Source organism: Campylobacter sp. FU_520 (assembly GCF_025772385.1).
Taxonomy (GTDB): Bacteria; Campylobacterota; Campylobacteria; order Campylobacterales; family Campylobacteraceae; genus Campylobacter_D; species Campylobacter_D lari_C.
In genome coordinates this window covers 1-16041 of the sequence record NZ_JAKMRZ010000008.1, presented here as the reverse complement: position 1 = coordinate 16041, position 16041 = coordinate 1, and the positions used below count along the sequence as shown (strand labels likewise).

Below are 16041 nucleotides of genomic sequence, written 5' to 3'. Positions count from 1 at the left end.
GATAATTTTTATCTTTTTTGTTAATATACACTAAAATATTAAATTTAATATTAAATCAAGTAAGTTTTTAACTTGTGCAAAAATTTTTATTATTATTTTAGCACAAGTTTAAGCCATAGCGTTTAAATAAGAGTGTAAAATTTTATTAATACTTGCTTGCCTTTTGCGATTTTCTAAAAATTGAGTATCTAAAAGTTCTTTTTGGGTATTAATCTTTTCAAGATCGATATTAGAATCATTTTGATTGAAGTCTTTTTTTAAAACTTCAAAATCTTTGCTAATTTGTTCACTATAAAGACTATAAATAGAGCTTGAATTGGCAAATTCTTGCATATTGATACTGTGTTGATAGTTAATGTATTGTTGAAAAAAAACTGAAAGCTTATCTTCTGAAGTGTTATTTTTATCTACCCCATTAATATGTAAGTATAGATCAAAACTCATTTTTTCTTTATTGCTTTCACTTAGATAATCTTGCATGCTCATTTGACCTCTCATGAGTTTTTGAAAATTTACATTAGAAGACATATCTAACTCAATAGGAGATAAAAAGAAATTAGCCTTTTGATGATTTTGTTCTTTTAAATCATGATAAATATAATTAAGCAATAATCCACTTTTAGAAACTGCGCCTTGACGGTTTAAATAAGGTTTTATAATAGGATTGCTAGCTGTATTTTCAATGCTTGTATTAAACGCAAAGTCGCCTATTTTATTATCAAGCATTAAGGTGTTTAAATTTTTATTTGTTTCTTTTGCATTTTGTAAACTTTTAGCATTTTCATAAACTTTTAAAATTTTTCCTTCATAAGTATAACTATAGCCTTGATTTAACTCTGAAATTTGAGCTTTATTTAAAAAGCCATTATCATTTTTTTGAAATTCATGGTTGATGGTTTTTAATGTATTATGATAAGTATTTAAAAGTCTTGGTAAGTCTATTTTGTTATAGTTTAAATTCTCATCAAGCTTTATAAGTTGTTTTGAAATTTCTCTTATGCTTTTTATATTAATATCATAATCAAGAGGCAAAGCAGCTGCTTTATTAAGATCTTTTTCAAAAAAACCTTGCTCATTGATTCTAAAACCAAATTCACTTGCATAAGTCACCTTATAGTCTAAATTAGAACTTTTTATATCAAGTAAATCACTTTTAATATTAGTATTTTCTTTTTTTTCTTCTGCGTGTCCAGTCTTTGCAAAAGGATAATTTGCAAAATTCTGATACGGATTGACATTAGAATTTACAAACATAACTCTTCTCTTCAAAAATATTGCTTAGCTTTAAAAAAGCAAAAGCTATGCCAAAATTTTTGAATCGAAGAGAAAAATTAAGCGTAAATGTCAAGTAATCCTGAACTAGTGCTAGGAGTAGTAGTTGGAGCAGGGTTTGCATTTACGCCTTCAAGTACTTGCATTACTGCATTTTCATTGGCTTCTATGGTTTTTTTCATCATAGTAGTTGCAATGTTAAGCATTAAACTTGCTTGATTGTTAGTAACTTCGCCCATAACATACTCCTTTTGTTTGGATTAGTAATATTATCGGCAAAGTTTGGTTAATATTAAGCTATATTATAAATTTTTGATAAGTAGTGATTGTGAGTGTTTTCTTTTGCTTCAAGCATATCGATATAGTTTTTAAACTCATCCATATCTTTAAAAAGATTTTTCATGGTAGCGCTAATTTCGCTAGAAAAATTTTGAAGATTACTTTGTGTTTTTAAATATCTTTCTATTTGATAGATTCTAGCTACTTCTCTTTCGTACTCATCTTGAGTCATTCTTTTTGCACTAAATTCTGCATTCAAGCTTTTTTTATCATTGATAATAAAAGATTTTTTTTGATTATTAATTTTAAATTCAACGATAAATTCTTCTTTTGAATTAATAATCTTTAAGTATTTTAACTTAGCTTTATCTTCTAGTAAAACAAAGCTTACACACTCTAAAAACATATGTGTAAAGATTTCTCTTTCAAAAATATTTTGACAAATATCAGTATATTTTAAACCTAAACTTTGTTGATGATCCAAAAACGTTACATTTGACATGATCCATCCTTTTTTCATGACTTTTTATCATAAAAAAGCAAGAATCATTCCAATTATTGCATATCAATCATCTTAAGCATATTAATGGTATCTTCAAATTCAAAACTTTCTTCAGGATTTTGACTTAGAAATTGTTGCATAAAGTCTTTTTTAGCAATGGCTTGATCAAGTTCTTTATCAGTGCCTTTTTGATAAGCACCAATTCTAAGCAAAACTTCATTTTCTTTAAGCAAAGAATTTAAACGCTTAAATTTTCTAGCAGCTAGTTTGTGTTCATCACTAATAATATCTCCCATAACCCTTGAGGCTGAATTTTGTATATTTATAGGCGGATAAATTCCAAAGTCAGTAAGTTCGCGACTAAGCACTATATGGCCATCAAGTATTGATCTGCTTTGATCAGCTATTGGATCACTCATATCATCTCCATCAACTAACACGGTAAAAAAAGCTGTTATAGTTCCTTTGCCTTCTTCTTTTCCTGCGCGCTCCATAAGCTGAGGTAAAAGACTTAAAACGCTTGGCGGATAGCCTTTTGTTGTAGGAGGCTCGCCTAGAGCTAGGCCTATTTCTCTTTGAGCCATAGCAAAACGCGTTACACTATCCATGATAAATAACACATCTTTGCCTTGTTCTTTAAAATACTCAGCCACACTCATAGCGCAAAATGCTCCGTATTTTCTCATCAGCGCGCTATCATCACTTGTTGCAACGATTATGACAGTATCATCAAGTTTACCACCAAGATTTTTTTGTATAAACTCAGGAATTTCTCTACCACGTTCCCCTATTAAAGCTATCACTTTAATGGGAGCTTTGGAATTTTTTACTATCATACCCATAAGGGTTGATTTTCCTACCCCACTTCCTGCAAAAATCCCAAGTTTTTGTCCTACCCCACAAGTTAAAAGCGCATCTATTGTTTTAACACCTACTGGAAAAACTTCTTCTATCAAACCTCGTTTCATTGCATCAATAGGTGCACGCATAATAGGCATAAATTTACTTGCCTCAATAGGCCCTTTACCATCTTTTGGTCGCATAAAAGGATCAACCACTCTTCCCAAAAGTTCATCACTAACACCTATTTGCATACCCGCATCGTTAATAAAAGCACGATCACCTATTTTAAAACCTTCCACAAAACCAAAAGGACTCAAATAACTTAAATTCTCATCTACTTCTACCACCATAGCCATAGCTTCTTTGCTCTCATCTTCACTAGAAACTATTTTAATAATATCACCTATGCTAGTTTTTAAACCATTTATTTCTATACTAGTACTTGAAATTTTAGTAATTTGTCCAAAAACACTAGCAAGATTTTGTGAAGCAATTTTGCTACGAAGTTTTTCTAAACCCATTAAAACCTAACCTGTTTTGCTGAGTTAATTAAGGTAAAAAATTCTTTTCTTGTTTTTTCACTTTTTAAAAAGCTACCTCTTAATGCTGAAGTGCTAGTGGTAGAATTTGCCTTTTGTACCCCACGCATTTCAACACACATATGTCTTGCTTCAATAACTACTCCAACACCTTTTGCACCTACATGTTCCATCAAAGCTTCTGCGATTTGCTCTGTGAGTTGTTCTTGAATTTGTAAGCGTCTTGCAAAAACTTCTACAAGGCGTGGAATTTTACTAAGTCCTACGACTTTTTTATCTGGTATATACGCAACATGCACGCGCCCAAAAAAAGGCAAAAGATGATGTTCACAAAGACTGTAAAATTCTATATCTCTTACTAAAACCATTTCATTGTTTGAACTTTCAAATAAGGCATCATTTAGTATTTGTTTTGGATCTTGTTTATAACCGCTATTTAAAAATTCAAAAGCCTTAAAAACTCTTGTAGGAGTTTTTAAAAGCCCTTCTCTTTGTGGATTTTCCCCGATAATTTCTAACATATTTTTTACTGATTGTTCAAATTTTTCTTGCATTTTTTCTCCATCAAAAATTAAAATTTTAACATATTTTTATTTTTATATAAAGTGATAAGGAAAATTTTGGTATATTATCAAAAAATTTTATTTAAAAAGGGAAAATATTATGGAAGTTACAGCAAAACTAATTGATTTTGCAAATGCAAATGCTACTGTGAAAATTGCTCAAGGAGCTATTAAAGCAGAAGTTGAAAAATTAGCTAAAAAAGCGTCTAAAACTATGAAAATGGATGGTTTTAGAGCAGGAAAAGTTCCTGTTGCTGCTATACTTAAAAGATATGAAAAAGAGCTTACAAGAGATGCGGAGCAAGATCTTTTAAGAAATGCTGTAGATGGTGCTTTAAAAGAAGTTCAAAAAGAGGCTAAAGATTTAGTAGGTGAGCCATATTTTGAAAAATTTGATAGAAAAGATGGCGCTATTGAGGCTCAAATGGTATTATCTTTTAGACCAGAAGTAAAATTAGATGGATATGAAGAACTAATTCCAACTTATAATACACCAAAAGTAACTCAAAAAGAAATTGATGCAAAAAAAGAAGAATTATTAAAAAGATTTGCTACTCCTGAAGCGATTAAAGAAGCAAGAGTTTTAAAAGAAGGCGATTTTGCTAAATTTGATTTTGAAGGTTTTGTTGATGGTAAAGCTTTTGATGGCGGAAAAGCTCAAAATTATGTTTTAGAAATTGGTTCAAAACAATTCATACCAGGATTTGAAGAAGGTATGATTGGTTTAAAGGCAGGTGAGGAAAAAGATATTAATGTAACTTTTCCAAAAGAATATGGTGCAGCACATTTAGCAGGAAAAGATGCGGTATTTAAAGTAAAAATTCATGAAATTCAAGAACTTAAATTACCTGAGTTAAATGAAGAGCTTTTAAAAAGCTTGTTGCCTGAAGAAAAAGAACCAAGTGTTGAAAAATTAGATGCAAAATTAAAAGAGCAACTAAAAAATGAAAAAATCTTTAAACTTATCAATGATGAGCTTAAAAATCAATTTGCAGAAGCTTTGGTAGCTAAGTTTGACTTTGTTTTACCAAGAAATATAGTAGAACAAGAAACAGATATGCAATTTAGAAGCTCTTTGAGAACTTTAAGCGAAGAAGAATTAAAAGAATTTAAAGATGAGGCTAAATACAAAGAAAAAAGAGAAAGTTTTAAAGAAGATGCGCAAAAAAGCGTAAAATTAACTTTCATTATAGATGAGCTAGCAAAACTTAGGAATGTTACAGTAAGCGATCAAGAATTAATCCAAGCGATTTATTTTGAAGCTTATAGATATGGTTTTAACCCGCAAGAACATTTAGATAATTACAAAAAACAAGGTGCATTGCCTGCTATTAAAATGTCTTTAATTGAAGAAAAACTTTTTGCTGATATTTTCAAAAAAAATGACAAAAAGAAAACTGAAAAAGAAAGTGAAAAATAATGAGCTCATACATACCTTATGTGGTTGAAAAAACAAGCAGAGGCGAAAGAAGTTATGATATTTATTCAAGACTTTTAAAAGATAGAATTATCATGCTAAGTGGTGAGATCAATGATGATCTTGCTGCTTCTATCGTAGCTCAGCTTTTGTTTTTAGAGGCTGAAGATCCTCAAAAAGATATTTATCTTTATATTAACTCACCAGGTGGGGTTGTAACCAGTGGATTTAGTATTTATGATACAATGAATTATATTAAAGCTGATGTAAGTACTATTTGTATTGGTCAAGCTGCTTCAATGGGTGCATTTTTGCTAAGTTGTGGTGCTCCAGGGAAAAGATTTGCTTTGCCAAATTCAAGAATTATGATCCATCAACCACTAGGTGGAGCAAGAGGACAAGCAACTGATATAGAAATTCAAGCAAAAGAAATTCTAAGATTAAAAGCAATCTTAAATGATATTTTGGCTAAAAACACCAAACAAAAACTCTCTAAAATAGAAAAAGACACCGATAGAGATTTTTTTATGAGTGCGCTAGAGGCTAAAGAATACGGCTTAATCGATAAGGTTTTGGAAAAAAGTTTTAAATAAGGAAAAACATAGCAATGTTAGATGATGATTTATTTGCTGATTTAAATTTAAGTAGCGATCCAACTCCAGCCAAAGAAGCTCCAAAAATTCAAAAAATTAGTGGAGGTGAATTTGAAAAATTTGCAAAGTCTATTTTGACTGAGCTTGTAAAAGATAATGTACCTCCAACACCAACTAATTATGGAGTTTATTTTCAAAAAATGCTTGAAGAACGTCCGGTGGCTTTTAAGAAAAAAGTTAGTGAGATTATGGAATTTGAGCAAAATGATGATGGTATCAAACGTGCAAATATAGAGCAAGAAATCAAAAAAAGTTTTAGTTCTACTTCGGCATTATTACAATACATTGCTATGATTTATAGGCATCTTGAAACAGTTAAAGATATGCTAAGAAGACGTAATTCAGAGCTTGCAATTAGTACAGGCAATTTAGCAGTATCTAACGTAATTCACGCTCTTGAAGCAGATCTTTCAAGATTTTCTAGTATTTTAGACAAGTATTCAGATGAGATTAAAGAAAATTTTGATGAGGTTAGACAAACTTATAAACATATAGAAGAGCAAAGTGATTTTGACTCTAAATTTGGAGTTTATAATAAAAAATACTTTTTAGAAAATTTAGAAAAAAGCATTGAAAGTAATGCAAAATATAATTATCATACTTCCTTAATATTTTTTAGAGTAAAAGAAGAAATTCTTGAGCAAACTTATACCCAGAAAGAAAAAAATGCTTTCCTAAAGAGTGTGTGTAGAATTTTTAGCAAAAATGTCTCTTCAAGTGATATAGTTGCTCATTGCGGAAACAATATTTTTGCTATGATGATTTCTCATACAAATTTAGAAAAAGCACAAGAAATATGCAATAAAATTTTAGAATCTTTAGAAAATTCAAATTTTTTCCTAGCAGATAAAGAAATAGATGTAGATGTTGAAGTGGCTATAAGTGCTGTTAATCAAGATAGCAAAGGTGAAGAATTAATAGAAAAATGCATTGAAGCTTTAAAAGATTCAGGAAAAAATTTAGAACCCTTTATAATAGTGGAAAAAGAAAAATGATAAGAAAAATAATTACCTATCCTAATCCAAGATTATTTTTAGAGTCAAAAAAAGTAGAAAATTTTGATAAAGATTTACATATACTTTTAGATGATATGTATGAAACAATGATAGCTAATAAGGGTGTAGGTTTAGCTGCTATTCAAGTTGATGTGCCAATTAGAGCTTTGCTTGTAGATATTGGCGATGAAGAAGGTAAGCAAAAAGAAGATAAACAAACTCTTTTAGAAATTATTAATCCTATTATAACACCTTTAGATGATGAAAAAATTTCTTGCAATGAAGGTTGTTTAAGCATACCAGGTTTTTATGAAGATGTAATGCGCTATAAAAATATACAACTTGATTATCAAGATAGATTTGGCAAGCCACAAAGTTTACAAGCGCATGATTTTTTAGCAGTGGCTATTCAACATGAAGTTGATCATCTTGATGGGCATTTATTTATAGAAAAACTTTCTTTTTTAAAACGCCAAAAATTTGATAAAGACTTTAAGAAAAAATCCAAAAAGAACAAATGAAAAAACTAAAATGTGCAAGTTTTTCTACAGAGCTTGATATTATCGATGTAGAATCAACTTTCACAAGAGGTTTGCCAAGTTTTAGTATAGTAGGTCTTGCAAATTCTACTATCAAAGAAAGCACAGAAAGGGTTAAGGCGACTTTATTAAGTCAAAATTTCAATTTCCCAGCACAAAAAATCACTATCAATCTTAGTCCATCAGATATCCCTAAAAATGGTTCTCATTTTGACTTAGCTATTGCGATTTTGATTTTATTTCAAAAAGAAAATTTAGATGATTTTTTTGTTTTTGGGGAACTTGGTTTAGATGGGAGTATTAAAAGTACTGCTAGTTTATTTTCTATCTTGCTTTTTTTAAGTGCAAAAGTACAAAATGCCAAAGTAGTGGTGCCAAAAGCCATAGCACAAAAAGCTTCGATGATACCTAACTTAACAATCTATGCTTTGGAAAATTTAGCTCAAGCTATAGATTTTTTTAAAGAAAAAAATTATGAGAATTATCATATAAATAACGCTCATCCTTTGTTTGAAAATGCCATAGAAATCAATAATCAAAAATATATAAAAAATTCTATTTACCCTTATGATTTTAAAGAAGTTAAGGGTCAAGAAAATGCTAAATTTGCTTGCATAATAGCAGCTTTGGGTATGCATAATATTTTATTTGAAGGTAGTCCAGGTAGTGGTAAAAGTATGTGTGCTAAAAGACTTCCTTTCATCATGCCACCACAAAGTTTGAAAGAAATTTTAGCTCAAAATGCCTATAAGTCATTAAACTCTTTAGATGATGATTTTAGTGCTAGTAGGGTTTTTAGAAGTCCTCATCATACAAGTACTAGAGCTAGTATTTTTGGCGGAGGAACTAAAAATGCTAAGATAGGAGAAATAGCACTTGCAAATGGAGGGGTTTTGTTTTTTGATGAGTTTCCCCATTTTTCAAAACAAATCATAGAAAGTTTAAGAGAGCCGCTAGAGGATTTTAAAATTCTTATTTCAAGAGTTAATACCAAAGTGATTTATGAAACTAAATTTTTATTTGCTTGTGCGCAAAATCCTTGTCCTTGTGGAAATTTATTTTCTAAAAGTCTTGCATGTCGTTGCCAAGAGATAGAAATTAAAAAATATAAAAATAAAATTTCATCTCCTATTTTAGATAGAATTGATCTTTATGTGGCCATGGATGAGATTTCGCATGAAGATAAAACAAGTTTAAGCTCTAAACAGATGAGTGAAATGGTTTTTAAAGGATTTTTATTTCAAAAGCAAAGAAAACAAGAAGAATTTAATGCTAAATTAAATGATGAGCAGCTGAAACAATTTTGTATTTTAGATTCTACTGCGAATGAAATTTTACAAAAGGCTATAAATTCATATAATCTTTCTCAAAGAGGGGTAAATAAAACCATAAAAGTAGCAAGAACCATTGCAGATTTAGAGCAAAGTGAGTTGATTTTAAAAACTCATATTTTAAAAGCATTAAGTTTTAGAATGAGAACTACATAGGAGAGAAAATGGATAACAAAAGTGTGGCGATCTTTATTGATGCAGAAAATATTCCTTCAAAATATGCAAAATCTATTTTTGATATCGCTTCTGATTATGGAGAAATCGTTATAAAACGAATTTATGGAGATTGGACACAAAAAAATATACAAAATTGGAAAGAACAAATCGCACAATATTCTATTATCGCTATGCAACAATTTAATTTTATAGCTAATAAAAACTCAAGCGATATGTACTTAATCACTGAGATTATGAGTTTTTTTTATGAAAAAGATATTGATATTTTTGTCATTGTTTCAAGCGATAGTGATTATACTAGTTTAATCCAAAGACTTAAAGAGGGTAAAAAGCAAGTTATAGGTATGGGTTTAAAACAAGCTGTAAAATCTTATGTGAATTCTTTTAGTGAATTTTTTTATTTAGATCAAGATGAATCTAAAGAAAAAATATTAAGCACTAAAGAATATATCAAAGATTTAATCAATATCACAGAAGCCTTAATAGAAGAAAAAGGTCGTGCTGAATATGCTCAAATTCGCACTAATATGAATAGAAAACACGCAAATTTTATCCCTCAAAATTTTGGTTTTAAAAATTTTAGAGCTTTAGTAAAAGAGTTTTTACCGCAAATGAAACAATTTAAAGAAGGTAATGAAAAAAATATTTATTTTCTTATTGAAAAAACAAAGGCTTAAAAATGGAAAATACCATGATAGCCTTTTTAGTTGTTGTAATTTTAGCTTTTATATGGTATGTATTTAAAAGCCAAAAAGAAAAAGCAAAATTGGAATTTTTAAACCAAAGTAACATAGTTTTGCAAAATCAACTTGCTAATTTAGAGCTTGAAAAAACTACACTTATGGAAAAAAATTCCAAACTTTTAGATGAAAAAATATTATATTTATCTAAAAATGAAGCTTTAGAAGCAAAATTAGCTCAAAAAGAACAAACTCAGCAAGAACTTTTAAATATACATTTAAAAGAGCGTGCGAACTTAAAAGAAGAATATACTCAAACCTTAATAAAACTAGAAGAAAAATACAAGCAAGGTTTGGTAGAATTAAAACAAGAATTAGAACAAAATTTACAAAAACAAAATGCTAGCATTTTAAACCAAAACAAACTTATGCTCAATGAGGATACAAAAAAAATATTAGAAGAAATTTTCTTGCCTGTGAAAAAAAGTGTTAAAGAATACAATGAAAGATTGAATTCAAATGAAATTAGTCTTAAAACTCATATTGATAATATGTTTAAATTTAGTCAAAATATGACAGAAAATGCAGATAAGCTAGCTAAAATTTTAAAGGGTGATAAAAAAATTCGTGGTAATTTTGCAGAATTACAACTAAAATCTGTTTTAGAAAATAGTGGTTTGGTAGAGGGCGTGCAGTATAAATTGCAAGAGAGATTTCAAGATGAGGGTAAAACCTATATTCCCGATGCGGTAGTATTTTTAGATAAACAAAAAAGTATAATCATAGATGCAAAATTTTCTTTGCCAAGTGATTTTGCTTTTGAAGATATTAGTCAAAATACCTGTCTTGATCTAGCTTATAATCTAAAATCAAGGATTGATGAGTTAGCCAAAAAGCCTTATATGCAGTATGACAAACACACTTATGAATTTGTTTTGCTTTTTATACCTTATCAAAATATCTTAGATTTGATTTTAAATGTAGATCTTGAAATTTATCAATACGCTTATAAAAAAAAGGTTTATTTAACCACACCAAACACTCTTTTTATGGCACTAAATACGATAAATATTTCATGGAAAAATATACAAAGTAATGAAAATATCCTAAAAGCTTTTGATGAGCTTGGCAAATTTCATGATAAATTTGCGGGTGTTTTAGATGATTTTGAAAAAATCAAAGAAAACATCAAAAGATTAAACTCAAATGTAGATAATATGCAAACAAAGCTTACTCATGGAAGTGGAAATATCGCTTCAAGAGTGATAAAGCTTAAAGAGCTAGGCGCTAAAACCCAAAAGCTTATAAAATGTGAGATGAGCGATGAAAGTAGTATTTAAAGATAATATTTCTTATGAAAAAGAGCTTGTTGAAAAAGGTTTGAATGAGTTTTTAATGATGGAAAATGCAGGTATAGAGCTTGCAAATTTGATTAAGAAAAAAAGTAAAAACATAAAAAATGCTAAAATTTTATTTTTGCTTGGTACTGGTGGAAATGGAGCTGATGGACTTGTGGCCATTAGACACTTAAAAAAAGCTTTTGCTTATACTGTGCCATATAAAAAAAGTACAGTGTTTACCAAGCAAGAGCAAATTTTAAAAAATATAGGTTTTAATTTCTTAAAAAAAGAACCTAAATTTAAAGATTTTGACATTATAGTTGATTGTGTTTTTGGAAGTGGTTTAAATAAAGCTTTAGATGAAAATTTACAAAGAATTTTTAAAAAAATTGCTAAAAGCAAAGCTTTAAAAATAGCTTGTGATATTCCTAGCGGGCTTGGACAAGAACTATGTTTTAAGGCTGATTATACTCTTTGCATGGGGGTAATTAAAGAAATTTTATTAGAAGATTTCGCAAAAGAATTTATAGGTAAAATTAAAATTGCGAATTTGGGTTTAAAACCTTATATGCAAAATACTTCAAGCTTTTTACTAGAAAAAAAAGATTTAAAACTCATTACAAAAAAGGCTAACTCAAATAAAGGTGATTTTGGACATGTTTATATTTTTGCCAATAAAAGCGCGGGTACTTTAGCTGGACTTGGTGCTTTAGAGTTTGGAGCGGGGCTTGTGTCTTTAGTGGCTAAAGAAAGCTTTTCGCCTTTGATTATGCTAAAAGATGATATTGAAGGCAAAATAAATGCAGCTGCTATAGGTATGGGACTTGATGATTTAAGTATTTTAAAAGATGAAAGATTAAAAAACATTCCTTTAGTCTTAGATGCAAATTGCTTTCAAAGTGAAAATTTGCTTTCATATCTTAATAGAGAAGATGTTGTTTTAACCCCTCATCCTAAAGAGTTTTCTATGCTTTTAAAACTTTGTTTTAATGAGGATGTAAGTGTAGAAGAAATTCAAAACAAACGCTTTTTTTATGCAAGAAAATTTAGTTCTAAATTCCAATGTGCTTTGGTGTTAAAAGGGGCTAATCCCATCATCGCTCAAAAAGAAAAACTTTTTGTAGTAAATTGTGGCAATGAAGCTTTGGCAAAAGGTGGAAGTGGGGATGTGCTAAGTGGCATGATAGCAGCCTTGCTTGGAGCTAAATTTAATGCTTTAGAAGCTGCTAAAAATGCAGTATTAGCTCATGCTTTAGTAGCTAAAAATTATAAGAAAAATAAAATTAGTTTTGATGCTTTAAAATTAATAAAGGGGTTAAAATGCTTATAAAATTAGCAGTTTTATTTAGTGGTAATGGAAGCAATTTGGAAAATATTTTAGAAAAATTACATAAAAAAACTTTTGGTAAAAATACCTTTGAAGTGGTTTTGTGTGTATGCAATAAAAAAGAAGCTTATGGCATACAAAGAGCTTTAAAATATAATCTTGATACTAAAATCATAGAACATGAAAAATTTACTTCAAGAGAAGAATTTGACGCAGAATTAGTAAAAATTATAAAAGAAAGTCAAGCAGATTTGACCATCTTAGCAGGATTTATGCGAATTTTGAGTCCTATTTTCACTCAAAATATAAAAGCTATTAATCTTCATCCTTCTTTGCTTCCTTTGTTTAAAGGTGCCCATGCTATCAAAGAAAGCTATGAAAGTGATATGAAAGTAGCAGGCATTAGTGTGCATTGGGTTAATGAAGAGCTTGATGGTGGTAAAATCATTGCACAAAAGGCGTTTGAAAAAGCTAAGCTAAGCTTTGAAGAGTTTGAAGATAAAATCCACCAGCTCGAACATACACTTTTGCCCGAAACCATTGTAAAAATTTTTGAAAATGATTAATTTTTCATCACTATAATTACGCTTTTTGTTTAAGGAAAGTAAATGTTTGAATGGATTTTTAGTGTCGATGCTTGGGTGGTATTGCTTACTCTTACAGCTTTGGAGATTGTACTAGGGATTGATAATATCATTTTTCTAGCGATTTTAGTTTCTAAATTACCACCAGAACATAGAGATAAGGGTAGAATTCTAGGTCTTGCTTTTGCGATGATTACTAGAATTTTATTATTATTGTCTTTATTTTGGGTAATGAAACTTGTCACACCTTTATTTAGTATATTAGGTAATGAAATTTCAGGTAGGGATTTAGTGCTTTTACTTGGAGGGTTGTTTTTAATAGTTAAGTCTATTAAGGAAATTAAAGAAAGTATAATGCACCAAGAGGAAAGTCAAAGTAATATAAAAATTAGCAATAATCTTTGGGTTGTAGTTGCTGAAATAGCTGTGATAGACATAGTATTTTCTCTTGATAGTGTTATTACTGCTGTGGGCATTGCTCAAGATATAGAGGTTATGATTATTGCTGTGATTATTGCAGTTTTAGTTATGCTTTTTGCTTCTAAACCAATTGCAGATTTTGTAGAAAAATATCCAAGCATTAAAATCTTAGCTTTGGCATTTTTAGTAATGATAGGCTTTGTTTTAGTATGTGAAAGTTTTGATATCCATATAGATAAAGCATATATTTACACAGCTATGGCTTTTTCTTTGATAGTTGAAATTTTAAACATCATTTCACAAAAAAAACAAACAAACAATTCTTAAAATATTTAGCATTTTTTATGCTAAATATTTTTTTATCTTGACTTTTAATATTTTTTTATGTAAAATAACGCTTTATTTTTGTACATCGGGGTGTAGCGCAGTCTGGTTAGCGCACTTGGTTTGGGACCAAGGGGCCGAAGGTTCGAATCCTTTCACCCCGACCATTTTTATAAATGGTGAGTGTAGCTCAGTCGGTTAGAGCATCAGATTGTGGTCCTGAGGGTCGTGGGTTCGATTCCCATCACTCACCCCATCAGCGCTCGTAGCTCAACTGGATAGAGCGACAGACTTCGGATCTGTAGGTTATGGGTTCGATTCCTATCGGGCGCACCATAAGCCCATTGTTACTTTTATTTTTTTGCGCTCATAGCTCAGCTGGATAGAGCAACGGCCTTCTAAGCCGTAGGTCAGAGGTTCGAATCCTCTTGAGCGTACCACTTTTGCGGATGTGGTGAAATTGGCAGACACGCCAGACTTAGGATCTGGTGCAGCAATGCGTGAAGGTTCAAGTCCTTTCATCCGCACCACTATTTTAAAATTCTTTTAAGCATTTAAATTTTTACAATTCATCTTAATCGTATTTATAACAATAAGTTAAATTTATAATATTATAAAATAGGAAGATGTCATGATAAATACATATCAAGTTAAAATTATCGAAAATTTTTGCAAGGATAAATTTAAAAAAGATACAAGAACAAAAGATTTTTTTCATACCTTTTTGGCTCAAAATTTAGAAATTTATACCAATATAGAAGATCAAAAGTATGCCAAAGATACAATATTAATATATAAAATTTTTGATATATGTATTATATGTATAAAAGATGGAGTCTCGGTAAGTCAAGAGTATTGTCAATTTAAAAAAGGTGTGATAGATCATATAGTTGCATATACTGATGAAAACATGAATGATGGTAAAATATCGCAACTATTAAGAGGTAGTTCTACATTAAAAATAGATAAATCAAATTGTTATGATAATCCAGATATTAAAGTTGTGTTTTCAGAAAAAGGCTTTTTGTTTCAGGCTAGATTTAATAATTGTGAAAGTAAATTTAACGATACAATGACTATGTTCGCGCTTTCTTTGGCTTATCGTGAGAAAATGGAGTATTATTTAAATTTAACTTCAAGCATTATAGATAAAGAAAATTATCATGATGTTATTGATATTAAAAAAGATTTTTATGTTTTTAATCTAAAGTATTTTTTTAGTAATCCAGTGCACTATAACTACCAACAAAAACATGCAATATGGAAAATTATATTTCAATATTACAATATTTTAGAGCAACATCAAGAACTTAAAATCCAGATAGAAAATCTTGTTGATATTTTACATATTGAACAAAATCAAGAAGAAGATAAAAAGGAAAAGATAAAAGAGAATAAAAGAAAAAAAATCGAAATGATTTTTTTAATTATCGGTGGTTTTGTTACTTTAGCTTCATTAATTAGTGCATACAAAGACGCTATGGAACTATTTGGTTAAAACCATATATTATTTTGGCAAAACAAGCGTTTTAACTTTATAGTTAAATATGTTTTATGTAAAATTTAAAAGCCTTGCTAAAATTTTTGGAGTTTTTTATCCCCCCCCCCCGGCATCTCTCTTATTCTAAAACAAATTCCCCACATATCCAATCTATTTAATAAAACTTTAAGCTTTTATTGCTATAATTTCATTTCCTTTTCAAACGAAAGGGTTTTAAAAAGCTAAGACTTTTTGTCTTAATTTTTTAGTATTTGTTCTTTAAATTATTAATATTGTTAATCAAATCTTATAGTCAATCTTTGAAATCTAAATAAGTGATCGATTGAGCCAGAAAGATTTATTTTTAAATCTTAACAATCAACTTTTTCTTTGAAGAAAAAGATTAAACTTATCCAATTATTTTTTATGGAGAGTTTGATCCTGGCTCAGAGTGAACGCTGGCGGCGTGCCTAATACATGCAAGTCGAACGATGAAGCTTTTAGCTTGCTAGAAGTGGATTAGTGGCGCACGGGTGAGTAAGGTATAGTTAATCTGCCCTACACAAGAGGACAACAGTTGGAAACGACTGCTAATACTCTATACTCCTGCTTAACACAAGTTGAGTAGGGAAAGTTTTTTCGGTGTAGGATGAGACTATATAGTATCAGCTAGTTGGTGAGGTAATGGCTCACCAAGGCTATGACGCTTAACTGGTCTGAGAGGATGATCAGTCACACTGGAACTGAGACACGGTCCAGACTCCTACGGGAGGCAG

General features: G+C 29.8%; 16 protein-coding genes, 5 tRNA genes and 1 rRNA gene. 17 read left to right on the top strand and 5 right to left on the bottom strand.

The window, feature by feature from the left end:
• Positions 1-108: 108 nt before the first annotated feature.
• From L8W55_RS04220 to folE, 5 genes are all read right to left on the bottom strand, one after another.
• A complete protein-coding gene (locus tag L8W55_RS04220; RefSeq protein WP_263677531.1) occupies positions 109-1254 on the bottom strand; it encodes a hypothetical protein in 1146 nt (381 codons plus the stop codon).
• Between the two features lie 77 nt (positions 1255-1331).
• The gene (locus L8W55_RS04215; RefSeq protein ID WP_039619394.1) at positions 1332-1511 is read right to left on the bottom strand and encodes a putative motility protein; all 180 of its coding nucleotides are present in this window, start codon (positions 1509-1511) and stop codon (positions 1332-1334) included.
• A 53-nt stretch (positions 1512-1564) separates the two neighbouring features.
• On the bottom strand, positions 1565-2053 hold the full coding sequence (locus tag L8W55_RS04210; protein ID WP_263677474.1) for a hypothetical protein: 489 nt from the start codon (positions 2051-2053) through the stop codon (positions 1565-1567).
• Between the two features lie 53 nt (positions 2054-2106).
• A complete protein-coding gene (gene fliI / locus L8W55_RS04205; protein ID WP_039619391.1) occupies positions 2107-3417 on the bottom strand; it encodes a flagellar protein export ATPase FliI in 1311 nt (436 codons plus the stop codon).
• Positions 3417-3989 carry a GTP cyclohydrolase I FolE gene (folE, locus tag L8W55_RS04200; protein WP_012662169.1) on the bottom strand — a complete coding sequence of 191 codons (573 nt, stop codon included), beginning with the start codon at positions 3987-3989 and terminating at the stop codon, positions 3417-3419. Before folE ends, fliI begins: the two co-directional genes overlap by 1 nt.
• Positions 3990-4098: 109 nt before the next feature.
• Here folE and tig point away from each other — a divergent pair, with 109 nt between their 5' ends.
• The 17 genes from tig to L8W55_RS04115 all read left to right on the top strand — a co-directional run.
• The gene (gene tig, locus L8W55_RS04195) at positions 4099-5418 is read left to right on the top strand and encodes a trigger factor (protein ID WP_263677473.1); all 1320 of its coding nucleotides are present in this window, start codon (positions 4099-4101) and stop codon (positions 5416-5418) included.
• Entirely contained in the window at positions 5418-6008 is a 591-nt protein-coding gene (gene clpP, locus L8W55_RS04190; protein WP_039619386.1) for an ATP-dependent Clp endopeptidase proteolytic subunit ClpP, read from the top strand. Before tig ends, clpP begins: the two co-directional genes overlap by 1 nt.
• A gap of 14 nt (positions 6009-6022) precedes the next feature.
• Entirely contained in the window at positions 6023-7063 is a 1041-nt protein-coding gene (locus L8W55_RS04185) for a GGDEF domain-containing protein (protein WP_263677472.1), read from the top strand.
• The gene (gene def / locus L8W55_RS04180; RefSeq protein ID WP_263677471.1) at positions 7060-7584 is read left to right on the top strand and encodes a peptide deformylase; all 525 of its coding nucleotides are present in this window, start codon (positions 7060-7062) and stop codon (positions 7582-7584) included. Before L8W55_RS04185 ends, def begins: the two co-directional genes overlap by 4 nt.
• Positions 7581-9089 carry a YifB family Mg chelatase-like AAA ATPase gene (locus L8W55_RS04175; protein ID WP_263677470.1) on the top strand — a complete coding sequence of 503 codons (1509 nt, stop codon included), beginning with the start codon at positions 7581-7583 and terminating at the stop codon, positions 9087-9089. Before def ends, L8W55_RS04175 begins: the two co-directional genes overlap by 4 nt.
• Positions 9090-9097: 8 nt before the next feature.
• On the top strand, positions 9098-9787 hold the full coding sequence (locus L8W55_RS04170) for an NYN domain-containing protein (protein ID WP_039619378.1): 690 nt from the start codon (positions 9098-9100) through the stop codon (positions 9785-9787).
• Positions 9788-9789: 2 nt separating this feature from the next.
• The gene (gene rmuC, locus L8W55_RS04165) at positions 9790-11130 is read left to right on the top strand and encodes a DNA recombination protein RmuC (protein ID WP_263677469.1); all 1341 of its coding nucleotides are present in this window, start codon (positions 9790-9792) and stop codon (positions 11128-11130) included.
• Complete coding sequence (locus L8W55_RS04160; protein ID WP_263677468.1) at positions 11114-12460, top strand: NAD(P)H-hydrate dehydratase; 1347 nt, start codon at positions 11114-11116, stop codon at positions 12458-12460. The genes rmuC and L8W55_RS04160 overlap by 17 nt, the downstream gene beginning before the upstream one ends.
• Complete coding sequence (gene purN, locus L8W55_RS04155) at positions 12451-13023, top strand: phosphoribosylglycinamide formyltransferase (RefSeq protein ID WP_263674990.1); 573 nt, start codon at positions 12451-12453, stop codon at positions 13021-13023. Before L8W55_RS04160 ends, purN begins: the two co-directional genes overlap by 10 nt.
• Before the next feature lie 42 nt (positions 13024-13065).
• A complete protein-coding gene (locus tag L8W55_RS04150; RefSeq protein WP_263677467.1) occupies positions 13066-13788 on the top strand; it encodes a TerC family protein in 723 nt (240 codons plus the stop codon).
• A gap of 86 nt (positions 13789-13874) precedes the next feature.
• A tRNA-Pro gene (locus tag L8W55_RS04145) sits at positions 13875-13952 on the top strand.
• 12 nt (positions 13953-13964) lie between these two features.
• Positions 13965-14041: transfer RNA gene (locus L8W55_RS04140), tRNA-His, on the top strand.
• 3 nt (positions 14042-14044) lie between these two features.
• Positions 14045-14121: transfer RNA gene (locus L8W55_RS04135), tRNA-Arg, on the top strand.
• A gap of 27 nt (positions 14122-14148) precedes the next feature.
• Positions 14149-14225, top strand: a tRNA-Arg gene (locus tag L8W55_RS04130).
• A gap of 5 nt (positions 14226-14230) precedes the next feature.
• Positions 14231-14315: transfer RNA gene (locus L8W55_RS04125), tRNA-Leu, on the top strand.
• Between the two features lie 101 nt (positions 14316-14416).
• Positions 14417-15283, top strand: coding sequence for a hypothetical protein (locus L8W55_RS04120; RefSeq protein WP_263677466.1), 867 nt, complete (start codon positions 14417-14419; stop codon positions 15281-15283).
• A gap of 405 nt (positions 15284-15688) precedes the next feature.
• A 16S ribosomal RNA gene (locus L8W55_RS04115) occupies positions 15689-16041 on the top strand; the annotation flags it as partial.